Below are 21,754 nucleotides of genomic sequence, written 5' to 3' on the forward strand. Positions count from 1 at the left end.
ATTCGCGACGGCGTGTGCGCACGGCCGCGACTGCCTCCCTCGCGTATCGTCGCCCAAACGCCAACATCCGGAGTGAAAATGGGAAAAACGGATGAAATGGTGGGAGTGGTCGAGAGGGTCGCGGTCGTGTCCACCGGCCTGCCGGTACGCCGCACCCCCGTACGGCCGCTGGTCGCCGTGTCCGCGGCGGCGGTCGTCGGGGTGGCGGTGCTGCTCCTCGCCGGTACCCGGTGGCTCGACCACCCCGCCGTCCAGGCCTGGCGCACCGTCTGCCTGGCCATCACCGTCCAGGCGCTGCCCTTCCTCCTGCTGGGCACCGTCCTGTCCGGCGCCATCAACGCCTTCGTCCCGGCCGATCTGTTCACCCGGGTGCTGCCGAAGCGCGCCGCCCTCGCCGTACCGGTGGCGGGGGTGGCGGGCGCGGTGCTGCCCGGCTGCGAGTGCGCCTCCGTGCCCGTCGCGAACAGCCTCATCCGCCGGGGTGTGACACCGGCCGCCGCCTTCGCCTTCCTCCTCTCCGCCCCCGCGATCAACCCGATCGTGCTCACCGCCACGGCGGTCGCCTTCCCCGGCAACCCGGCCATGGTCGCCGCCCGACTGCTCGCCTCCCTCGCCACCGCCGCGCTGATGGGCTGGCTGTGGCTCTGGCTCGGGAAGGAGGAGTGGCTGCGGCCGGCGGTCCGGCACACCGGCCACCACTCCGGACACAACCGTTGGACGGAGTTCCGCCACGGCTTCCAGCACGACTTCCTGCACGCCGGCGGCTTCCTGGTGCTCGGCGCCATGGCCGCCGCCACCTTCAACGTGGCCGTGCCGCGTTCCGTCCTCGACACCTTCTCCGGATCGCCCTGGCTGTCGGTGCTCTTCCTGGCCGGTCTCGCCGTTCTCCTGGCGGTGTGCTCGGAGGCCGACGCGTTCGTCGCGGCCTCCCTCACCGGTTTCTCCCCGACCGCGCGGCTCGCGTTCATGGTGGTCGGCCCCATGGTCGACCTGAAGCTGATCGCCCTTCAGGCGGGTACCTTCGGCCGCGCGTTCGCCGTCCGCTTCTCCACCGCGACCACGGTCGTGGCGGTCATCGCGAGCGTCCTGATCGGAGGGGCACTGCTGTGAGACGCCTCGCGCAGACGACCCTGCTGACCCTCACCGGCTTCGGCCTCCTGCACACGGCCCTCTTCACCGACCTCTATCTGCGCTACGTCAAGGAGGGGCTGCGGCCCCTGCTGATCGCGTCGGGGGCCGTCATGGTGCTGCTGGGCGTGGCGAACATCCTCCTGGACAGACGCCGAACACCGGACGGAACCCCCGCCCCCGACCGGCCCGACCACCTCGGACACCTCGGCTACCAGGGCGGGCACGACCACGGCCACGACCACGCTCATGACCACGGCCATGACGACGCTCACGCTCACGGCCACGGGCACGACCACTCCGCCGCCCCCCGCGTCGCCTGGCTGCTGGTCCTGCCCGCGCTCAGTCTCCTCCTCTACGCCCCGCCGGCCCTGGGCGCCTACACGGCGGCGCACTCGAACGACAAGGCGGTCGTGAAGCAGAGCAGGTTCGACCCGCTGCCCGCGACCTCCACGCTGCCCATGACCCTCACGGCCTTCACCACGCGCGTGCAGCAGGACCCCACCCGCGCGATCAGGGGCCGCACGGTTCAGCTGACCGGCTTCGTCACCCCGATCGCCCACGACGGCGGCTGGTACCTGACCCGGATCATCTTCACCTGCTGCGCGGCCGACTCGCAGTCCGTCAAGGTCCGCGTGTACGGCACCCCCGCCCCGCCCGCCGACACCTGGCTCGCGGTCTCCGGCACCTGGCACCCCAAGGGCGCCCTGGGGAGCAGAACGGCGGAAGCGGCTCTCGACGTCCGCGAGACCCACGGCATCCCCCAGCCGGTCAACGCCTTCACGGACGACCTGCCGTTGACCCCGTCCTCGTAGCCCTGGTAGCCCTGGTAGCCCTCGTAGTTCTCGTAGTTCTCGTAGTTCTCGTAGTTCTCGTAGTCCTTGTATTCACCGAGCCCGGCGCGCGCCGGCTCCTCAGTGCCGTCCGGCCTTCTCGTGGCCCCCGTGCTTGCTCCTGGACTTCTCCACGCCGTCCTCGTGCCGCTCGGGGGCGTGCTCCTGCGCCGCCGGCGGGGCGGGCGGCGTGGTCGGCGGCTGCGTGCTGTTCACGGGCATGCCGTTCGCGGGGGTTCCGCTCACGGACGCGGACCCGGCGGGGGAGGGGGAAGCGGGGGTTTCGTCCGAGGAGTTCAGTGAGGCGCCGAAGGCGGCGGCCGCCGCGAACAGCAGCAGGCCCGCACCGCCGAGGACGGCCTTCGTGGCGTTGCCGGTGCGCTTGCGGACACGGGGCGCGGCCCGCCTGCCGCTACCGGTGTCCCCACCGGTGCGGGTGGTGCTGCCGGTGCTGCCAGTGCCGCCGGAGCGGGTGGTGCTGACGGCACGGGTGCCCGTGCGGGTCCCGGCGCCGGCGCGAGTGCCGGCGCGGGTGCCGCTACGGCTGCCGGCGCGGCTGCCGGTGCGGGACGGAGTCGCCGGGGCGGGCTGGGCGGGCTGTGCCTGCGCAGTGGCCGGGGGCTGCTGCTCGTACCGGGGCGTCGCCAGCCACGCGGCCGCCTGTTCCGCGGTGGGGCGCTGGGCGGGGTCCTTGGCCAGCATGCCGAGGACGTAGTCGGCCAGCGGGCCCGGTATCCCGGGGCGCACGTGGGTGAGCGCGACCGGCGGGGCGTCCACGTGCTGCTGCACCACTGCCAGGCTGTTCGAGCCGCGGAACGGCGGCTGCCCGGTGAGCAGTTCGTAGAGCACGCAGCCGAGGGAGTAGATGTCGGAGGACGGCTGCGCGGAGCGCCCGAGGGCCCGCTCGGGGGCCAGGTAGTCGGCGGTGCCGAGGACCTTCCCGGTGGCGGTGAGCGTGGCCGCGGAGTCGTCGGCGAAGCGCGCGATACCGAAGTCCGTGATCTTCACGGTGCGGTCCGTCGCCAGCATCACGTTGGCCGGCTTGATGTCCCGGTGGACCACGCCCTGGGCGTGTGCGGCGGACAGCCCAAGAGCCATCTGCGCCCCGACGGTCGCCGCCTCGGCCGGGGACAGCGTGCCGCGCAGGGAGCGCTCCTGGGCCAGGGTCCAGCCGTCGATCAGCTCCATCACCAGATAGAACTGGCCATGGTGGGAACCGAAGTCGTACACGCCGACCACGTGGGGGTGGTTGAGGCGCCCCGCGGTCTGGGCCTCCAGCCGGAAGCGCTCGGTGTCCGTCGCCTCCTCGGTGTGCAGGAGCTTCACCGCCACCGGCCGGTCGAGGATCTGGTCCGTGGCCCGCCACACCTCGCCCATGGCGCCCCGCCCCAGCGGCTCGTCCAAGTGGTAGCGATCCGCTAGAAGCAAGCCCACCAGTGTTCCTTCGCTCTCGACGACAGCCTTTCGCCGCTCGTCCTCAAGTCCCCATGATTCGCACGCAATTATGAAGAGGAAATCGCAGCTTACCGAAGGGGGAGCGACGGTCCGTGGACTGGCCCGGGGCACGGTGACACCTCCGTCGCCACCGAGCGGCCGCGCGGTCCGGCACGGGTGCGCGTCCGCGGCCCGCAGACCCGCGAGTGGACCGCCGAGGCGGTCTCCCGCGCCGGTACGTCCGGGCAGGGGGCAGGGGTACGTCCACGTCCGGTCCGCGTCTACGTCCCCCACTCCACCGGAGCCCCTCGGACTCGCCTCCGCTCCCGCTTCCTCCCCCTCCCCGCAGGTGGCCCGCACGTACCGGAGGCCCTTCCGGTGGCGTCCGCCGGTGCCCGGATGCGCGATCACGACCGCCGCGAAAGGATGGGCGTGGGTGGCCTGCGCTCCGCGAGGCTGCGCGGGGCTTGCCGCCGACCGTGCCTCGGCGTCCGGCCGAGCTGGGGGTGACGCGTATTTCGGCGTTCTTCCGGAGCTTCACATGGGTGACAAGCGCATCTCGTACCGTCGTACCGCGAGTCCGAGGGAACCAGTGGCGCACGGCACCGGAGTGTCCCGGGCATCCGCCGCCGACTGCGGCCTTCTGCTGATCAGACTGACGATCGGGCTGCTGATGGCGGCGCACGGGGCTCAGAAACTGTTCGGGCTCTTCGGGGGCCCCGGCCTGACCGCGACCGGCAAAGGCTTCGAGGCCCTCGGTTTCCGGCCCGGGAAGGTCTTCGCGGTGATCGGTGGAGGCTCCGAGTTCCTGGGCGGCCTCGGCCTGGCCCTGGGCCTGCTCACGCCGCTGGCCGCCGCCGCCCTGATCGGCGTGATGATCAACGCCATGGCCACGGTCACCGGTGCCCACGGTCTGTGGGACCAGGACGGCGGTGTGGAGTACAGCGTCTGCATCACCGTGGTCGCCCTGGCCATCGCCGCCATCGGGCCGGGCCGGCTCGCCCTGGACCGGTTCTTCCCCTGGGGCCGGGGCGGCTGGCCCGAGGCCGTCTTCGCTCTCGGGCTGGGAGGCATCGGCGCCGCGATCACGCTGAGTCTTTGAGTCTCTGCGCCTCTCGGTACCCGACTTCCCGGGGCTCCGAGCGGCTGATCCGCCGCGCCCCCGAGGCACCGGCGGGCGGCCCTTCACCGCATCTTTGACGGTCCGGTAACGATCCACAGATTGTCGGCACGTGTGTCCATGGGACGTACATACGATCCGGCGCATGAACAGAGCTGTGAAGATCGGCCTCGCCGGTACGTGCACCGCGCTGCTCGTCCTCGGGGGGATCGGTACCTACAACATCGTGCACGGTCTGACATCCACCGGTGACGGCTCTTCGGACGCAGCCCGGACGTTCGGTGCCGCGGGTGTGTCGAGTACGCCGCCCTCGGACGCCGAAGCGCTCAGGATGACCCGCGCCTTCCTGGGCAGCTGGTCCCGGCGGCACCTCGACGGCGCGGCGAGCGACACCGACGTGCCCGACACCGCCGGGCCGGCGCTGCGGGCCTACGCGGGTGGCCTGAAGCTGAAGAAGGTGTCCTTCTCGAACGTCCTTCCCGCAGGGCACTCGACCGTGACGCAGGGCGCCACGAAGGTCACCTTCGATGTCACCGCCGAGGTCGCGGGGGGCACGTGGACGTACTCGAGCGCGGTCGCCGTGCTGAAGAGCGCGAACGGCACGCTCGCGGTCCACTGGAACAACTCCGTGCTCTACCCCGGCCTGGGCGACGACCAGTCGCTGAAGGCGGGGAGTATGCCGGCCGGCTCGACCCCGGCCAAGGTGGTCGCGAGCGACGGGAAGACGGACCTCTCCACCTTCCCCTCCCTGCGGGAGATCGCGACGACGATCGGCGAGCACGGGGAGCCCACGGGAGGCAGCACCGGCACGGGTGTCGCCGTACTCGACTTCGACGGCACGGCCGCCAAGACGCTGCAGGTCTTCTCCAAGGGGCGCCCGCCGGTCGTCAGGACGACCATCGACGCGCACCTCCAGAAGGTCGCCGAGAGCGCGGTGAAGGACCCCCGTCTCCAGGAGAAGCCCGCCGGGACCGTGGCGCTCGACTGGCGCAGCGGTCACATCCTGGCGATCGCGCACACGGGTGAGGACGGGGACATCGCCATCAACGGCATCAAGTCGCCGGGCTCGACGATGAAGATCATCACCTCTGCGGCCCTGTTCGACCGGGCGGGCCTGACCCCGAACAGCCCGGCGCCGTGCGACGACTCGGTGATGGCCAACACCCAGTCGTTCCACAACGACCCGGGAGTGCGGGCCGACCACGGCTCCACCCTCGCCCAGGCGTTCACCGTCTCGTGCAACACCTCCTTCATCAAGGACGGGTTCAACTCCCTGGTGCACGGCGGAAACGCCTCCGCCCTGCACGACGAGGCGGTCAACGTCTTCGGCATGGGCAGCTGGTCCATCGGCGGCGGGGTCGCCACCAGCGACCCGAGCATCCCGCCGGACGTCCAAGGCGGCGACCAGGCCGCGCAGTTCATCGGCCAGGGCAAGGTCACGGCCACCCCGCTGTTCATGGCGTCCGTCGCGGCGACCGTCCGCAACGCCGGCTTCAGGCAGCCGGTCATCCTCCCCGGACAGCACCAGGACGCCGCCCCCCGGGCCATCTCCGCCCGCACGGCCGGCTATCTCCAGTCGATGATGCGCAACGTGGCCACCAGCGGTACGGCGGCTCCGCGGCTGGGCGGCCTGGCCGGCGTCGGCGCCAAGACGGGCACCGCGGAGGAGGGGGACCACACCAACGGCTGGCTCACCGCCTACGACTCCCGCATCGCCGTCGCGGCCCTCGTCGAGGGTGGCAGCTCAGGAGTGGACTCCGCAGGTCACGTCGTACGAGGGCTGCTGACGGGCGACTGACCCCGGCGCCACATGCACGCGAGGTCCGCGCGACCGCTCGCCGGCGGTGGCGCGGACCTCGCGTCGAAGGAGGACCTCGCGCTCAAGGGCGTACCTTGCGTTCGCGCGGGTGCCTTGCGTCCGTGCGTGCCCTCTCGCGGTCGAGGGCGGGCGGGCAGGGGCCGTCAGACGGTGGCACCCGGGCCGGCGGTCTTGCGGCGGCGCACCACGAACACGGCGCCGGCGCCCACGGCCACGGCGGCACCGCCGGTGAGGGCGATCGTGGGCAGCGCGGAGCTGGAACCGGTCTGGGCGAGGTGGCCCTGGGGCTCGATCTGCGTGTTGCCGGACGGCTGCTTCGGCATCGGCATCGGCTTCTTGCCACCCTGCGGCTTGGCGTCACCCGGGGTGCCGGGGGTGGAGCCGTCCTTCAGGATGTCGAACTGGTAGTAGCTGTCGTCGCCGGAGAAGACGCAGTTGCCCTTGTCGTCGGCGTACATGCCGATGCTGATGGCGTAACCGAGGCCGGCCGGGGCGGACTTGTCCACGGCCACGCGCATGTCGATGGAGAAGGACTCGTGCGCCTTGACGTCGGTGTACCCCAGGTAGCCGGCGCCCTCGTCGTCCTCGTCCAGGGAGATGTCGACCCACTGGCCGGAGGACGGGTCCTGGTACTGCAGGCTGAGGTGGCTGGTGTCGACGAAGTAGTCGTCCTCGTCCGTCTGGGCCGCGAACACGCCGAGGTCGACCCGCTTGTAGGCGTGGTCGCCGGAGTTGTTCACGTTCAGCTTGAAGCTGTGGAAGCCGCTGCCCGCCACGATCTTCGAGGGCAGACCGGAGAGGCCGGTGTGCAGGTCCTTGTCGATCGAGGGGTCGTCGCTGTCGCACTCGAAGGGGCCGGCCGGGTCGGACGAGGACGGCGAGGGAGTGGCGGACACCGAGGCCGACGCGGACGCGTCGGTGGAGGCGGAGGTGGAAGCGGAGGCGGAGGACTGGCTGGTGGCGGTGCTGCCCGCCTCGGCCGCCGCCGTGGTGTCGTCGGCCGCGGGGGTCGTCGCGTCGGCACCCGGAGTCGTCTCGTCGGCCGCCGGGGTGGTGTCCTCGGCCGCGGACGTGGACTGCTCGCCGTTGGGAGCCGCCTCACCGGCGGTCGCCGTGGCGGTGGCGGTGGTGTCGTCCGACGCGGAGGCGGCCGGCGCCGTCAGCAGGACGGCCGGAGCTATGGCGGCCGTCGCGGCGGCGAGAGCCAGAGAGCGGCGAAGCTTCATGCGAACCTCAAGACAGGAGTGGCCGATGACGTACGCGAAGATGACCCACGAGGGCCGGAAAGGGTTGTCCGATATCGCTCTGTGTGACTTGAGTCACATGCCCGTGGCGTTTGGTGCGACCCGGGAGCGAGACGCCCGGCTGCCGGCTCGGAGGTCCGCTCGCGAGCGGCGGAGGTCCTGTCGGTGAGGGGCGGCGGAAGACCTGTCGGTGAGGGCGGCGGAGCACCCGTTCACGAGCGCCGGAGGTTCCTGTGGGCAGCCGTCGGCCGGTGAGACCGGCGGCATCCAGCGACACCCGGTGAGACTGGCGATCATTATCCTGGCCGAGTGACCGCTACCGATGAACAGCAGTTCCCGCCCGCCCTGGCCGCCGCGCTGGCGGTTCCGCTCGACTACCGCGACGGCGACGGGGTCGACTTCGAGCCCTTTTCCGCCTTTCTCTCCGCCGAGGACACCACGGACTGGTTCCAGGCCTGGACCGGCAACGCGGAGCTGAGCGGCGACGACTTCCGGGTGTTCGGACAGGACGGCGCCGGTGGCTACGCGGCGTTCTGGACGACCCGCCCGGACCGCCCGCTCACCGAACAGCCCGTGGTCTTCCTCGGTTCGGAGGGGGAGACGGGCGTCATAGCCCGTGACCTCGGCGCCTTCCTGTGGCTGCTGGCCGCCGGCTTCGGCCCCCGGGAAGCGGCCACCCCGGACGCGCCCGGCTGGACCCCGCGCCCCGACCACGGCCTGACGGCCGTCGCGGAACGCTTCGCGGCCGACCACCGGCAGCCGGCGGCCGACATCATCGGACAGGCCACCCGCGAGTTCCCCGACTTCGACGACATCATCATGGAGCTCTGCGCCTGACCTTCGCGGCGCACGGCGACGCGCACGACTCATCGCGCACGCGCACGAGCACCCGCACCCGAGCGCCCGCGCCCGCGTCCCCCGCGCACGCCGTCACCCCGGCGGCGGCGGGAGGCGGCCGGGTTCCGCCGCCGGGGTGACCGGGGCGGGCGGGGGCGTGGGCCCACATGCGCCGCGGACCGCACCGTCGCAGTCTGGACGCATGATCTGTCCAGCGGCACGCGACGAGGGGTGACCCATGAAGTTCGCAGTCATCGGCGGTACCGGCCTGATCGGGTCCCAGGTCGTGGAGAAGCTCAAGGCGGCGGGGCACGAGGTCCAGTCGTACTCGCTGTCCACAGGTGTGGACGTGATCACCGGCGAGGGCCTGGAGGAGGCGCTGGCCGGAGCCGACGTCGTCGTCAACCTGACGAACTCCCCGACTTTCGACGACGCCTCCCCGGAGTTCTTCCGGACCTCGATGGACAACATCCTGGCCGCCGGCCGCAAGGGCGGGGTCGGGCACGTCGTCATCCTGTCGATCGTCGGTGTGGACGAGGTGCCCGACCTGGTCTACTACCGGGCGAAGACCCTGCAGGAGGACATCCTCAAGGCCGGCCCGATCCCCTACTCGATCGTCCGCGCCACCCAGTTCATGGAGTTCATGGACGCGGTGATGTCCTGGACCGCCGAGGGCGACACCGTCCGCCTGCCCGCGACGCCGCTCCGGCCGATCGCCGCGCAGGACGTCTCCGACGCCGTCGTCGACGTCGCCACCGGCCCCCCGCTGGACGGCGTCCTCGAGATCGCGGGGCCCGACGTCATCCCCCTCGACGAGATCGGCCGGATCACCCTGAGAGCCCGGTCCGACGGCCGCACGGTCGTCACCGACGACACCGCCGGCATGTTCGCCGCCGTCCCCGGTGACGTCCTCGTCCCCAAGGGAGAGGCCCGCATCGCTCCCACCCACTACAGCGACTGGCTCTCCTGAGCTCCTCCCGCCACCCAGCCCACCACACCGGAGGCCTCACCATGTCGAACGACGACCCGGCAGCAGGCGGTACCGGAAGCGCACCGCGGTCGGACGCGTGGAAGACGGCGCTCACCGTGCTGCAGTCGGTGACACCGCCCTCCGTCCCCGAGGGGGCGGAGGCGATGACCGTCGTCGTCGAGTTCCCGCCCGGCGACCCCGGCACCCCTCCGCACCGGCACTCGGGACCCGCGTTCGGCTACGTGCTGGAGGGGGAGATGCTCTTCGAGCTGGAAGGCGAGCCCGAACGGGTGATCAAGGCCGGTGAGACGTTCTGGGAGCCGGGCGGCGACGTCATCCACTACCAGGACGGAAACAACCGGACGGACTCCCGGAGCCGCTTCCTCGTCACCATGCTGTGCGCGCCGGGCCGGCCCATGCTGACCCTGGTCGACGACGAGGAACTGGCCCGGCGCGCACACCTGCGAGCTCCTCGCCCGGGCGCCTGACCCCGCACCCAGGCGCGCTCGTGCCGGTGGGCGCCCCTCGCCCACCGGCGCCTCACCCTTCGCCCCTCACCCGTCCCCTCGCTCTCCCGGGCCATTCACTCTTGACCGCAGTGCACTTTGCATTACAAAGTAGATCGCGTGGCGTGCGGTCGACCGACGGCCCGCTGACAGCGCTGCCGAAGCGCGATCGCAGGGGAGGCATCATGGGGGGCGTCATGGGGGCACCGTCGGCGAGCGGCGCGGGCTCCGGACCGGAGGCGCGGGCGGCCGGCCTGCTGTCGGCGACGGACAGTCTGCGGGCCAGGACCCGCGCGCAGATGAACGGCTCCTGGATCCCCCTCCTCGTTTTCGGCCTGCTCGCGCTGCTGGCCGCCCCGATCGCCAGGTACGCCTTCAATTTCGGTGCCCACGGCCGCTCCATCGGGTCCTATCCGGCCTTCGCCTACGCCGAGTTGACCGGGCTGTGTGTCGTCCACGAACCGGGAACCCCTTGCCTGAAGGGTGAGTTCGACGGGGCCGTACTGCGCTTCGCGGCCTGGGGCGTGTGGTTCGCGCTCATCCCCCTGGCCTGGTTCGCCCTCGCCCGCTGGTACCGCCTGCGCGGCGAGGCCCGGGGCATCGTCCCGCGCCGCGTCATGTGGGTCACCGCGACCGCCCTGGCCGCCGCGGCGATCACGGCAGCGCTGATGGTCCTGCTGTTCGGCAGGAACCAGTCGTGGGAGGCCATGCTGCTGGAGAACAGCTACGCCTCCCCGTGGTACGCGGTCGGCATCGGGCTCGTCGTCCTCGGGGTGACCGAACGCCGCTGGACCGCCGCGGCCGCCGGCACCGCTCATGCCCTGCTGCTCACCGGCTACCTCGGCGCCTCCTGGGGCACCGGATGGCTCCCGTGGCAGCACCCCGCCCACCCCGGCTGGACCGACGGGCCGCAGACCAAGGCGCTGCTGCTCGCCGCGGTCCTGCTCCTCGCCGGCCTGGCCGAGTGGGCGGTGGCCCGGCACCGGGCGGCCCCCGGTGCCGCCGCCAGTACGGTTGCGTGATGAGCGCCGAGGATCCGCCCGCTGCCGGGGACGAACAGGAAGGGCCCCATCCGACCCAGTCGCTGGACGACACCGTCCACCAGCGCGTACGGCTCGGCATCCTCACCATCGCCCGGGAGGCCGACCGGGTCGAGTTCGGCTTCCTGAAGAAGCAGTTGGCCGTCACCGACGGAAACCTCTCCCGGCACCTGAAGGTGCTGGAGGACTCGGGCCTGATCGCCCTGGAGAAGGGCTACGCCGGCCGGCGCCCCCGCACCTGGATCTCCCTCACCCGCGAAGGCGCGCAGGCCCTGGACGCCGAACTGCGCGCTCTGCGCGCTCTCGTCCTCCGCCTCGAAACACCCCGCCCCACCCTCTGACGGGCGGACCGCCGAGCCGACCGGCCCCCCGGCCCCCGGTTTCCGGCCCCGTCCAAGGCATACAGAGATGGCTCCGAGAATTGCCGCAGCACGCCGGGCCGGTCCGGGAAAGCCCGCCGATTCCGCCGGACCCGGACAAAGCGCGGTCCAACAAGGACCCCTTCGAATCCAGGAATTCACCCCGCCGACCGGCCTGATCGCGTCGATTCCGGACAGCGGCACCGAATTCCCGGCGACGTACATCCACCACTGCCACATCCTCGAACACGAGGACGACGACCTGATGCGCCCCTGGACGATCGTGCAGGACTGAAGGCGACTGGCGGCGACTGGCGGCGACTGACGGCCGCCCCCCTCCGGGCAAGGGGCCCGGGAAACGAGTCAGGGGCCCGATCCGCTCTCACGGATCAGGCCCCTGGCCGGGTACTGCGCTGTCGGGGTGGCGGGACTCGCGCCTACGGCTGACGCTGGGCGGGGCCGGTTTCCGGCCGCCGGAACCACCGTCACCGGTGAGAGCTAAGCCGCCTCGGCTCGCGACGCACGAAGGTCCGAGCCGGGCTCCTCCGTGTCCTCGAACAGGAAGGCCTCGTCTTCCCCGAAGTCCGGGGTCTGGAAGGGATTGGTCGTCGGAGGCGGCGATGCCGCGGCGGACCGACGGGGTTGCCCTTCCAGGGCGGAGAACAGCGACGTCAGATCGATGAGAGGTCTCCCTTTCCTTGCAGGCCCCCGAAGGGGCCTGGTGCGCCCTGGGCGGGCACAGCGGTCCTACAGCTTGGTCATCTTGGAGTACGGGCTCAAGATCCGCATTTGCGCCGAGCCGAAATCCACGAGTGCCGCGATTCCGTCCTCGATGCCGATGACCCGGCCGAGGCCGTACATGTCGTGTGTGACCTGGTCGCCCACGGCGAAGTGCTTGGGCGCAGGTGTGACCGGAGCCTTGAAAGGGCTGGTGGGCAGATGACGCTTCGGTGCAGCAGGCTTTGTCATTGTCCTCAGTATGCGCCTATCTGCGCCCCGTTCGCTGTGTCCGTCGGCACAGATCCGTACGGCAACAACCACTCGGGGGCCGAGAAGCGCTGAGCACCGCCCTGACCTGCCCTCCGTCCACACGGGCGGACGAAGCGGCAGCCACCCGCCGACCACCGCCGTTCCGGGTGAATCCCGCCGGACCGGGCACCGGTGTGACAGGGGTGTGACACAGTGTGACACGGATGGGCGCGGAGAACGCACCACGCCATCCTCGAGCCGATGTCGACCGGCCATGTCGTCCACCGCCACGCGGCGCGGCTGCGCAAGATCCGCCGCGCAGAACTGCCGGCCGAACCCCGCGAGTACGTGTCCGACTTGGACGCGTGCGTCCGCCTGGCCGAGCTGCCGCGCCTGCGTGGCCCCCGATGCCCGATCGTTCGCTCCATCCGCCGAGGACGCCGTGGCGTGTGCCGATGACGCAACGGCCCCGGCGTATACACACCGGGGCCGCCCTTCCGGGTCGTTGCACGTGAGAGTGCACCGGCCCACTCACCAGGGTATGCCCGGGATGTCATTCAGGTCATATGGGGAGGAAGCGACTTCCGTGTGACCGGCTGGAGCTCTGAGGGCGACCTGCACCGTGTCAGTCACTGTCCTTCTCCTCGGTCTCCATGAACTGGATCCCCTTGTGCGTCAGTGTGACCATCGCGGGTGTGTTTCCGCGTGCCCAGTCGACCTGGATCAGTCCCTCGGCCGCCAGGTACGTGCAGGCGGCGGCCAGGTCCTCCTCGGGCACGGCGGGATCCTCGCGCAGCTGCGCCCCGGTGAGGCCGAGAAGGCGGTTGCCCTCGATGGCCTCGTACAGGGTCCTCATGACCGCCTCGCGGTAGTGCTTCCGCTCGTGCAGTGTCGCCATGGTCGCCTGCCTCTCGTGCCGGCACTGACGGAAACCCGTACGGCCGGGGCGGTGGCCTTCCTCGCTGAGGGCGCCGTCTCCTCAGATCTCGTCCGGCTGTGTGCGGTTGTCCCGGGAGGACTGGCTGGTCAGAAGCCAGGAGCGCACCGGCTCCGCCATGCGCGTGGTGTCCACGGTGAAGTGGAGGCGCGTTCCGCCGTCGGTGCCCGCGGGGTAGCTGCGCGCCTCGGTGGCGGCGAAACAACGGCGGAGAATCTCCGCGACACGGCGCGCCGCCTCCGGGTCGGCGGAGACGATACGAACCTCCGCGTGCGCGGCCGACGGCAGCTCCGGTGACCTCCCGGTGTCCCCTTGTTCGTTCAGGACGACGTGCGGCAACGGCTCCCCGCTCGATGCTCCTGGCGCGCTGTCGGCGGGTGGACCCTTCGGCGAGGTCGCATGTGGGCTCTTACGGGTCCGCCGGCCGATTCCCAGCAGGGCATCGCTGTAGCGGAACGCCCCGATCCTCTCGGCATGCTGCGCGTTGAGCCGGTGGATCAGGAACATTCCCGCGAGGATCGCGAAGGCGATCACGATGACGGTGACGGCTGCCTCCATGTCGTCACCCCATCGGGGTGGAACCCGGGATCCCGATCGAGGTTCCGGCGGCCGAAGCGGCTCCGCCGTCGGTCTCCCATTCCTCGTCCCGATTCCGGGCCTCTGTCGCGTCGTGGCTCATGGCCTCGTCGGCCATCAGACCACTGGCGGTGCGGATACCTCCCGGAACGGCTGCTGCTGCCATCAGCCGGGCGGCAGCGGCCGGCTCCGTCTCCGGAGGGATCACCAGAAGGTCCAGGCGCCCCACCGTGTAGGAGAGGAGCATCACCTTGTTCGAGTCCTGCTCTTCGGCGAACCAGCCGACATGCACCGTGTGCCCGGTGACGGGGACCTTGTGCGGGATGACGGGCCAGTGGGTGGGGTTCACGGTGACGTGGGTGATCCGGCCCCAGCACGCGTCCAGCGCGTCCGTCAGAGTGGGGATCTCCCGGAGGAGATCACGGGAGCGGGGCCACCAGGCACCGTCCAGAAGACCTGTGTCCGAGCCGGTCGGGGCCAGGGACAGCCGGGCCGGCGCCGAAGTCAGGCGCTCTTTGATGATCGTAGGTTCGATGGTCGCGGTCATGGCGCGGACCTGTCCCCGAGCCTCCTTCCGGAGGCCGGTGTTGCTGCTCGCCGGAAACGGCACCGGCATGGGGGCCGATGTGCGAAGTACTCCCGGTCCTTTCACTCTACGCCGTTCCCAGGCTCCGGAACGTGCACGCGAGCAGGCATTCTCCGGCCGGCATCGAGTCCGGAACCACCGGCGCGACAGCCTGTGCGCCGCGCGCGATTTACGGTGAAGAGGACGAGATCCCGCGTCCGGCGGCGACTCCGAATCCCGCAGACAGGCGGACACACCATGACCGAACCCGACGTCCCTCGCGCCTCCGGGCTTCTGCCGGACGCGATCCACCGGGCCGCGAAACCCGGGACCGTTCTCCTGCGGCTGGAGACGACACATTCCCGGGAAGGCAACCTCGACGGTGCGTGGTGGCCGCGTTCCCGCGACATCGGCGCCGAGCTGCCCGACCTCATCCACGTGCTGACCAGTCACCTCGGCCCCATCACGCGCGTCGGCCTGGACGCCACCGCATGGGACGGACTTCCCACGCGCCTGGTCGTCGACGACCAGGTCGTCCGTATCGACTCCTTCCCGGTCGGTGACGACACCGTCCTGATCACTCGGGGCGACCGGGACCACTTCTCCCTTCTCGTGGTCCCGCCGCACGCGACAGCCGACGCCGCCCGTGCCGCGATGGCCAGGGCCGTCCGGGCCGACAACGTCACCCATGCCGCACAGATCCTCATCGACACCAGCACCCGTCAGGCACACCCGATCCCCGCGGCGAGCCCTCAGGCCGACGAGGAACGCCACGAGCCCGAGGAGTGACGTCCGAAGGCCCGGGTGCCATCGGGTCCGTCTCCGCCGGACGGCGCCGGCTTCAAGGCGATCGAGGCGGTGCCGCCCGTCGGGGTGGATGTCCGGTAGTGGCGTCCGCTGATGTTCCGCCGACGCCGTTAGGGTGCGCGACATGGCCCGTACTCGGCTGTACCGCGACGGCTCCCTGGTCGAGGAGGACTTCCCGGTCCGGGACATCTCCCGTCATCTGGCGGACCGGTCCTCGACCGTCTGGCTGGACCTGTTCCGCCCGGACCGCGCCGAGTTCACGGCGGTCGGCGAGGAACTCGGCCTCCACGAGCTGGCTCTCGAGGGCGCGCTGCACGAGGGACAGCGGGCGAAACTCGACAACTACCGCACCCATCACTTCCTCAGTGTCTACGCGGTGGCCGTCGACCCGGACGGCGCGGGACTGACGATGAGCGAGCTCGCGGTCATCCTCACGCCGCAGGCGCTGATCACCGTCCGCAAGGACCCCGCGTTCGCCCTCGACGAGCTCGTCGCCCGCTGGGACCGTACCCCGGCTCTGGCGGCACACGGGGTCGCCTTTCTGCTCCACGGCCTGCTCGACTACGTCGTCGACGGGCACTTCGCCGCGGTGCGGCAACTCGACGAACGCATCGAGGAACTGGACGCTCTGCTCTTCACCGAAGGCGGCCGGCAGATCCAGACCGTACAGCGCCAGTCCTACGCCCTGCGGAAATCACTGGTCCGGCTCCGTCGCGTGGTCCTGCCCATACGGGAGGTCGTCAACGCCCTCATGCGCCCCGACCTCGGCGTCGTCGACGACTCCTTGCTGCCGTACTACCGCGATGTGTACGACCACGTGCTGCGGGCCGGCGAGTGGACGGAGTCGCTGCGCGACCTGGTGGCCTCGGTGATGGAGACCAACCTGTCGGTGCAGGCGAACCGGATGAACCTGATCATGAAGAAGGTGACGAGCTGGGCCGCGATCATCGCCGTGCCCACGGCGATCACCGGCTTCTACGGACAGAACCTTCCCTACCCCGGCTTCGGACACCAGTCGGGATTCATCGTTTCCAGCGCCACCATCGCCGTTGCCTCTCTGGCGCTGTACTTCGCCTTCAGGCACGGGGACTGGCTCTGACCGCGTTGGTCACCTCTATATGCATTCGATGAGCCGCGACGCGGTTCACCCGTGGTGATGGTCCGTGGACGTCCGCGCTTGTCCGCCGCTGTGCGCCTGTGGTGTCACGCAGTCAGACATGGACACGCAGGCAGAAACAGGTGAGGCACCTAGGAACGTTCCTAGGTGCCTCACCTGGTGTTTCGGCTGTCGGGGTGGCGGGATTTGAACCCACGACCTCTTCGTCCCGAACGAAGCGCGCTGCCAAGCTGCGCTACACCCCGATGTCGTTCGCTCTCGCGGCGACGTCGTTTACTTTAGCCCACTGGTGGCTGGAGACGAAATCCGATTCAGACACGACGGCGGGTCGGGGACGGACGGGTGTGGTCCAGGGCTGTCAGGAGGACCGCCAGGCCGTATATCGCGAGGCCCAGGAGGAGGGCGTTCGCGAGGGTGCTGCGGTAGCCGTGGGCGTCCGCGTCGAGGAAGGGATAGAGGTAGCGGGCCGGCGCGGAGGCGGGGAGGAAGGCCGCCCGGGCGAGGTAGAAGACCAGGTAGGCCAGGGGGTAGAGCAGCCAGGCCGCGGCCTGGCGCAGGCGCAGGCGGCCCGCGGGGGTCAGGAGGAGCCAGTCCAGGACGACCGCCGTGGGGATCAGCACGTGGAGAACCTGGAGTGCCGCCCACTGGGCGTGCCAGCGTGCCGGGGGCTCCGTCGCGCCCGTCATGGAGAACGGGGGCGTCGTGCCGGCCAGGAGCAGGTGGTAGACCAGCGCCGCGGTCACGGCGTAGAGGAGTGTGGCCCCTGTCACGGAGCCGGGCAGCGGGCGGCGGGTCCGCCAGGCTCTGGACGCCGAGAGGAGCATGACGACGGCCACGATGATGTTGGCCTGGACGCCGAAGTAGCTCAGGGTGCGTGCGGGTGTGCCCAGGAGGAGTTCCAGGGCGACGCCGGCCGCCGCCGCGGCGGCGATCAGGAGGCGGAACACCGCTGCCTGCGGGCGGCGGACGGGTCCCACCACCGCCGTCGCCGGGACGGGTGAGGGCTGCAGCACGGGCGGGCCCGGGATCGCGGGCAGGTCCGGGATGTCCCTGGGTATCGGGGCGGTCATGCCCTCACGCTAAGCAGGAGGGGCGAAAGGGGCCATGCGGGGCACTCCGGGCGGGTTAATGCCCCCAGGAGAGTGCCGGCGCGGCAGCGCGTCAGCGTGTGGTGGGGGTGGTGGTGGCGGGCGGCGCCCCGGCGTGTGCGTGCCGGGGCTGCCTGCGGGCCCGTCTCCGAATCCCCGCTCCCCTTTACTCCTGTCCCACCAGTGTCAGCAGCGTCGCCTCCGGCGGGCAGGCGAAGCGGACCGGGGTGTAGCGGTTGGTGCCGCAGCCCGCCGAGACGTGGAGGTAGGAGGTGCGGCCCTCCGAGGTGTGGGTGGAGAGGCCCTTCACGCGGTCCGTGTCGAGGTCGCAGTTGGTGACCAGGGCGCCGTAGAAGGGGATGCAGAGCTGGCCGCCGTGGGTGTGGCCGGCCAGGATCAGGGGATAGTCGTCCGCGGTGAAGGAGTCCAGGACGCGCAGGTAGGGCGCGTGGACGACGCCCATCGAGAAGTCGTACGTGCCGGACGGGCCGCCTGCCACGCGCGCGTAGCGGTCGCGCTTGATGTGGGGGTCGTCCAGGCCGGTCAGCTCGATCGACATGCCCTCCAGCTTCAGAACGCCCCGGGTGTTCGTCAGGTTCAGCCAGCCCGCGGTGTCGAAGCCGTCGCGCAGGTCTTCCCAGGGGTTGTGGATCGCCCCGGTCGCCGGCTTGTTGCCGTTCAGACCGTGGCGGCCGTTGGCCTTCTCCATCAAGTAGCGGGCGGGGTTGCGGAGTTTGGGGCCGTAGTAGTCGTTCGAGCCGAAGACGTACGCGCCCGGGAACTCCATCAGCGGGCCGAGGGCGTCCAGAACCTCCGGGACGCCTTCCGGGTCGGACAGGTTGTCGCCGGTGTTGATCACGAAGTCGGGGCGCAGGCCCGCCAGCGACTGCAGCCAGCGCCGCTTCTTGCTCTGCCCGCTCACCATGTGGATGTCGGAGACCTGGAGCACGCGCAGCGGGCGCATGCCCGGCGGGAGGACCGGGACCGTCACCCGTCGGAGGCGGAAGGAGCGGGCTTCGAACCCCGCCGCGTACGCCAGTCCGGCGGCGCCTGCCGCCATGATTCCCAGGGGTACTCCATATCGCGCGCGCATACGACCATCGTGTCAGACGCGCCCGGGGCCCTGATACCGGCCGCCCGGTAAATCAACGGGCGTTCGGACGCGCGTACCTGCGACAATCGGTCTCATGACCACCACGCTCAAGTCGAAGCTGCACGACGACCTCAACGCCGCGATCAAGGCGCGCGACGAGCTGCGCTCCTCGACGCTCCGGCTGACGCTCACCGCGATCACCAAGGAGGAGGTCTCGGGCAAGGAGAAGCGGGAGCTGTCCGACGACGAGGTCCTCAAGGTGATCACCAAGGAGGCCAAGAAGCGCCGTGAGGCGGCCGAGGCCTTCGCGCAGGGTGGCCGTACCGAGTCGGCCGAGCGGGAGAAGGCGGAGGGCGAGCTCCTCGCCGAGTACCTGCCCAAGCAGCTCTCCGACGACGAGCTGAACGCGATCGTCTCCCAGGCCGTCGAGGAGGCGAAGGCGGCCGGCGCCGAGGGGCCGCGGGCCATGGGCGCCGTGATGAAGATCGTGAACCCGAAGGTGGCCGGCCTGGCCGAGGGCGGCCGTGTCGCCGCCGTCGTGAAGAAGCTCCTCCAGGGCTGAGCCCGGGCCTCGGCGGCAGAGGTTCGCCGGCGGACTTCCGTACGACGACGGGGCCGCACCCCGATGAAGGGTGCGGCCCCGTCGTCGTACCTCGGGAGCGGATCAGCGGCGCGTGCCGCCGTTCCGGCCGCCGTTGCCCTGGCCCTGGGTGAGGTTCCCGGGCAAGGTGAACGTCGGTGCCGGGACGGTGCCACCGGTGGGGGTACCCGCAGTTCCGCCGGTCGTTCCGCCGAGCGTTCCACCGGGCGCTCCGCCGGTCGTCCCGCCGTCCGTCAGACCGCCGAACAGCCCGCCGATCAGACCGCCCGTACGGCCCCGGTTCCGCCCGTCGTTGCCGCCGTTGCCGTCGTCGCCCCGGCCGTGGTCGTCCCCGTTGCCCTCGTCGGGGATGTCGATCAGGTTGAAGTCCGGGGCGGCCTTGCCGGAGAGGGCGCCGGTCATGGCGTCCTTCCAGATCGGGCCCGGGACGTCGGCGCCGTAGACGACCGGGTGGTAGACCCCGCCGATGCTGATGCTGGTCATCTGCACGTCCTGGCGGGCGCTGCCGACCCAGACCGCGCCGGACATGTTGGGCGTGTAGCCGACGAACCAGGCGTTCTTGCGCTCGTCGGTGGTACCCGTCTTGCCCGCGTTGTCCCGGTCGCTCAGGCCGGCCTCCTGGCCGGTGCCGGAGTCGATCACGCCGCGCAGCAGGGTGTTGACCGTGTCGGCCGTCTTCTCGCTCATCGCGCGCGAGCAGGTGGACCTGGGCACCGGGAGCGACCGCTCCTCGTCGTCGATCTTCTGGGTGATCGACTCGATGGCGACCGGCGTGCAGTACATGCCCCGGGAGGCGAAGGTGGCGTACGCCTCGGCCATCGTCAGCGGGGACAGGCCGATCGCGCCGAGGGCGATGGAGGGGGTCTCGGGGAGCTTGGAGCCGTCGCCCTGCACCACGTGCATCGCGTCGGTCATCTTCACCACCGGGCACAGGCCGATGTCGGAGATCAGCTGCACGAAGTAGGTGTTGATGGACTTCGCCATCGCCTCCTTCATGCGGTACGGGCCCTTCTCGGACTCGTTCTCGTTCTCCACCGTCTCCGGCTTGGTCCTGCTGTTGCGATACGGGAGGCTGCCGCACCGCTGCACCGGGCTCGGGTACTGCATCTTGTACGGCGCCGAGTACTCCTGCGTCGCCGGCTTGCCGCCCTCGATCGCGGCCGCGGCCACGAACGGCTTGAAGGTCGAACCCGTCGGGAAGCCGTAGTTGGAGCCGCCCCAGGCGCGGTCGACCGAGAAGTTGTACTCGGTCTCGTTCTTGCCGTAGCCGAACGGCTTGGACTGGCCCATCGCCAGGACCTTGCCGGTGCCGGGCTCGACCAGGGTGGAGGCCGCGGCGACCGAGTCGGACTTGTTGACGTGCTCCTTCAGGGAGGCCTGTACGGAGTCCTGGGCCTGCGGGTCCAGGGTCGTACGGATGGTCAGGCCACCCTTGTTCCAGACCTTGGCGCGCTCCTCGGCGGTCTTGCCGAAGACCGGGTCGTTGAGGAAGACGTGCTCGACGTACTTGCAGAAGAACGCGGCGCCCCGGGAGGCGGTGATGCAGCCGTTCTTCGGCCGGCTGACGTGCAGCCCGAGCGGCGCCTCCTTGGCCCGGTCGGCCTCCGCCGGGGAGATGTCGCCGACCTCGGCCATGCGCTGGAGCACGATGTTGCGCCGCTTGGTGGCCTCGGCCTCGTCGTTGACGGGGTCGTAGCGGCTCGGGGACTGGACGATGCCGGCCAGCAGCGCCGATTCCTGGAGGTTCAGGTCCTTGGCGTGCTTGGAGAAGTACCGCTGGGAGGCCGCCTCGACGCCGTACGCCTGCTCGCCGAAGAAGGTGATGTTCAGGTAGTTCTCGAGGATCTTCTTCTTGCCGAGCTTCTCCTCGATCTGGATCGCGTACTTCAGCTCGCGCACCTTGCGGCCCAGCGTCTGCTGGGTGGCCTGGGCGACCTTCGTCGGGTCGTCGCCGGCCTCCTCGATGAAGTAGTTCTTCACCAGCTGCTGGGTGAGCGTGGAGGCTCCCTCGGCGACCCCGCCGCTCTGCGCGTTCTTGTTCACCGCGCGCAGGACGCCCTTGAGGTCGATGGCGCCGTGTTTGTAGAAGCGCGAGTCCTCGATCGCGACGATCGACTTCTGCATGTACGGCGAGATGTCCTTGAGGTCCACCACCGTGCGGTCGCGGGAGTAGACGGTCGCGATCTGGTTGCCCTGGCTGTCCAGTATGGTCGTGCGCTGGCTGAGCTGGGGGCTCTTGAGGTTGGCCGGGATCTCGTCGAAGCCCTTGACCGAGCCCTTGGCCGCGAGGCCCAGCGCCCCGGCCGCGGGCAGTGCGATGCCCGCCATCACGGCTCCCGCGAGCACACTGACACCGAGGAACTTGGCGGCCTGCTGCGTTGCCGAGAGGCCACCGCCCGAGCTCTTCTTTGGCATGGAGGCAGCCTAATCCGTAGGTGTCGGCGTTCCGATGGACCGGCCGCCCCTCGGGATGTTCAGGTGCGGGATCGTGACGTGCGCGGGGTTCGGGGCGGCCGGGCCAGCTTGGCTTCCTGGTGGTGAACGGCGCGTCGGCACAGGTCGCTCACAGGCCCCGCGCACGTCGCTCAAGGCCCCCGCATCACGGCGCGGCAAAGCGGGGCGCGCACCTTCTCATTCGCCGGACACGCGCGCAGGCCTTGGCCTAAGCTGCTCTCAACTGTCACGGCAGTGCGGCCACGTATCAATACGTC

The 21,754-nt window shown here is 70.6% G+C and carries 22 protein-coding genes and 1 tRNA gene; 13 read left to right on the top strand and 10 right to left on the bottom strand.

Annotation, left to right across the window (positions count from 1 at the left end; all coding sequences use genetic code 11):
* Positions 1-78 precede the first annotated feature (78 nt).
* The gene (locus tag OIB37_RS20205) at positions 79-1,110 is read left to right on the top strand and encodes a permease (RefSeq protein WP_330459008.1); all 1,032 of its coding nucleotides are present in this window, start codon (positions 79-81) and stop codon (positions 1,108-1,110) included.
* A complete protein-coding gene (locus tag OIB37_RS20210) occupies positions 1,107-1,943 on the top strand; it encodes a TIGR03943 family putative permease subunit (RefSeq protein WP_330459009.1) in 837 nt (278 codons plus the stop codon). Before OIB37_RS20205 ends, OIB37_RS20210 begins: the two co-directional genes overlap by 4 nt.
* A gap of 99 nt (positions 1,944-2,042) precedes the next feature.
* Here the strand turns inward: OIB37_RS20210 and OIB37_RS20215 are convergent, their stop codons facing one another.
* Positions 2,043-3,395 (bottom strand): serine/threonine-protein kinase, encoded by a 1,353-nt coding sequence (locus tag OIB37_RS20215; RefSeq protein ID WP_330459010.1) that lies wholly within the window; start codon positions 3,393-3,395, stop codon positions 2,043-2,045.
* 541 nt (positions 3,396-3,936) lie between these two features.
* Here OIB37_RS20215 and OIB37_RS20220 point away from each other — a divergent pair.
* Together OIB37_RS20220 and OIB37_RS20225 are read left to right on the top strand one after the other, a co-directional pair.
* A complete protein-coding gene (locus tag OIB37_RS20220) occupies positions 3,937-4,497 on the top strand; it encodes a DoxX family protein (protein ID WP_330459011.1) in 561 nt (186 codons plus the stop codon).
* A 163-nt stretch (positions 4,498-4,660) separates the two neighbouring features.
* On the top strand, positions 4,661-6,313 hold the full coding sequence (locus OIB37_RS20225) for a penicillin-binding transpeptidase domain-containing protein (RefSeq protein WP_330459012.1): 1,653 nt from the start codon (positions 4,661-4,663) through the stop codon (positions 6,311-6,313).
* 164 nt (positions 6,314-6,477) lie between these two features.
* On the opposite strand, the gene OIB37_RS20230 is transcribed toward OIB37_RS20225, so the two are convergent.
* Positions 6,478-7,560, bottom strand: a complete 1,083-nt coding sequence (locus OIB37_RS20230; protein WP_330459013.1) for an LAETG motif-containing sortase-dependent surface protein — start codon at positions 7,558-7,560, stop codon at positions 6,478-6,480.
* A gap of 327 nt (positions 7,561-7,887) precedes the next feature.
* On the opposite strand from OIB37_RS20230, the gene OIB37_RS20235 reads away from it, so the two are divergent.
* The 6 genes from OIB37_RS20235 (at position 7,888) to OIB37_RS20260 (ending at position 11,585) form a co-directional block, all read left to right on the top strand.
* The gene (locus OIB37_RS20235; RefSeq protein WP_330459014.1) at positions 7,888-8,415 is read left to right on the top strand and encodes an SMI1/KNR4 family protein; all 528 of its coding nucleotides are present in this window, start codon (positions 7,888-7,890) and stop codon (positions 8,413-8,415) included.
* 238 nt (positions 8,416-8,653) lie between these two features.
* The gene (locus tag OIB37_RS20240; protein WP_330459015.1) at positions 8,654-9,385 is read left to right on the top strand and encodes an SDR family oxidoreductase; all 732 of its coding nucleotides are present in this window, start codon (positions 8,654-8,656) and stop codon (positions 9,383-9,385) included.
* A gap of 41 nt (positions 9,386-9,426) precedes the next feature.
* Complete coding sequence (locus tag OIB37_RS20245; RefSeq protein ID WP_330459016.1) at positions 9,427-9,873, top strand: cupin domain-containing protein; 447 nt, start codon at positions 9,427-9,429, stop codon at positions 9,871-9,873.
* A 203-nt stretch (positions 9,874-10,076) separates the two neighbouring features.
* On the top strand, positions 10,077-10,913 hold the full coding sequence (locus OIB37_RS20250; protein ID WP_330459017.1) for a hypothetical protein: 837 nt from the start codon (positions 10,077-10,079) through the stop codon (positions 10,911-10,913).
* Positions 10,913-11,272: a winged helix-turn-helix domain-containing protein gene (locus tag OIB37_RS20255; RefSeq protein WP_330459018.1), complete on the top strand. Its 360-nt coding sequence runs from the start codon at positions 10,913-10,915 to the stop codon at positions 11,270-11,272. Before OIB37_RS20250 ends, OIB37_RS20255 begins: the two co-directional genes overlap by 1 nt.
* A gap of 67 nt (positions 11,273-11,339) precedes the next feature.
* The gene (locus tag OIB37_RS20260; RefSeq protein ID WP_330459019.1) at positions 11,340-11,585 is read left to right on the top strand and encodes a hypothetical protein; all 246 of its coding nucleotides are present in this window, start codon (positions 11,340-11,342) and stop codon (positions 11,583-11,585) included.
* Positions 11,586-12,037: 452 nt separating this feature from the next.
* On the opposite strand, the gene OIB37_RS20265 is transcribed toward OIB37_RS20260, so the two are convergent.
* The 4 genes from OIB37_RS20265 to OIB37_RS20280 form a co-directional block, all read right to left on the bottom strand.
* Positions 12,038-12,259, bottom strand: a complete 222-nt coding sequence (locus OIB37_RS20265; RefSeq protein ID WP_330459020.1) for a hypothetical protein — start codon at positions 12,257-12,259, stop codon at positions 12,038-12,040.
* 625 nt (positions 12,260-12,884) lie between these two features.
* Positions 12,885-13,157: a hypothetical protein gene (locus tag OIB37_RS20270; protein ID WP_330459021.1), complete on the bottom strand. Its 273-nt coding sequence runs from the start codon at positions 13,155-13,157 to the stop codon at positions 12,885-12,887.
* Positions 13,158-13,238: 81 nt separating this feature from the next.
* On the bottom strand, positions 13,239-13,520 hold the full coding sequence (locus tag OIB37_RS20275; RefSeq protein WP_330461907.1) for a hypothetical protein: 282 nt from the start codon (positions 13,518-13,520) through the stop codon (positions 13,239-13,241).
* A 238-nt stretch (positions 13,521-13,758) separates the two neighbouring features.
* Positions 13,759-14,319, bottom strand: coding sequence for a DUF5994 family protein (locus OIB37_RS20280; protein ID WP_330459022.1), 561 nt, complete (start codon positions 14,317-14,319; stop codon positions 13,759-13,761).
* A gap of 276 nt (positions 14,320-14,595) precedes the next feature.
* On the opposite strand from OIB37_RS20280, the gene OIB37_RS20285 reads away from it, so the two are divergent.
* Both OIB37_RS20285 and OIB37_RS20290 read left to right on the top strand, forming a co-directional pair.
* Positions 14,596-15,126, top strand: a complete 531-nt coding sequence (locus tag OIB37_RS20285) for a DUF5994 family protein (RefSeq protein ID WP_330459023.1) — start codon at positions 14,596-14,598, stop codon at positions 15,124-15,126.
* Positions 15,127-15,268: 142 nt separating this feature from the next.
* The gene (locus OIB37_RS20290; protein WP_330459024.1) at positions 15,269-16,243 is read left to right on the top strand and encodes a magnesium transporter CorA family protein; all 975 of its coding nucleotides are present in this window, start codon (positions 15,269-15,271) and stop codon (positions 16,241-16,243) included.
* A gap of 189 nt (positions 16,244-16,432) precedes the next feature.
* On the opposite strand, the gene OIB37_RS20295 is transcribed toward OIB37_RS20290, so the two are convergent.
* From OIB37_RS20295 to OIB37_RS20305, 3 genes are all read right to left on the bottom strand, one after another.
* Positions 16,433-16,506, bottom strand: a tRNA-Pro gene (locus OIB37_RS20295).
* Between the two features lie 66 nt (positions 16,507-16,572).
* Positions 16,573-17,331 carry a Pr6Pr family membrane protein gene (locus OIB37_RS20300; protein ID WP_330459025.1) on the bottom strand — a complete coding sequence of 253 codons (759 nt, stop codon included), beginning with the start codon at positions 17,329-17,331 and terminating at the stop codon, positions 16,573-16,575.
* Positions 17,332-17,515: 184 nt separating this feature from the next.
* Complete coding sequence (locus OIB37_RS20305; protein ID WP_330459026.1) at positions 17,516-18,442, bottom strand: metallophosphoesterase; 927 nt, start codon at positions 18,440-18,442, stop codon at positions 17,516-17,518.
* A 94-nt stretch (positions 18,443-18,536) separates the two neighbouring features.
* On the opposite strand from OIB37_RS20305, the gene OIB37_RS20310 reads away from it, so the two are divergent.
* Complete coding sequence (locus OIB37_RS20310) at positions 18,537-19,004, top strand: GatB/YqeY domain-containing protein (protein ID WP_330459027.1); 468 nt, start codon at positions 18,537-18,539, stop codon at positions 19,002-19,004.
* Between the two features lie 102 nt (positions 19,005-19,106).
* Here OIB37_RS20310 and OIB37_RS20315 read toward each other — a convergent pair whose 3' ends face one another.
* A complete protein-coding gene (locus tag OIB37_RS20315; RefSeq protein ID WP_330459028.1) occupies positions 19,107-21,458 on the bottom strand; it encodes a transglycosylase domain-containing protein in 2,352 nt (783 codons plus the stop codon).
* Between the last annotated feature and the right edge of the window lie 296 nt (positions 21,459-21,754).

The organism is Streptomyces sp. NBC_00820 (assembly GCF_036347055.1).
In the GTDB taxonomy this organism is placed as follows: domain Bacteria; phylum Actinomycetota; class Actinomycetes; order Streptomycetales; family Streptomycetaceae; genus Streptomyces.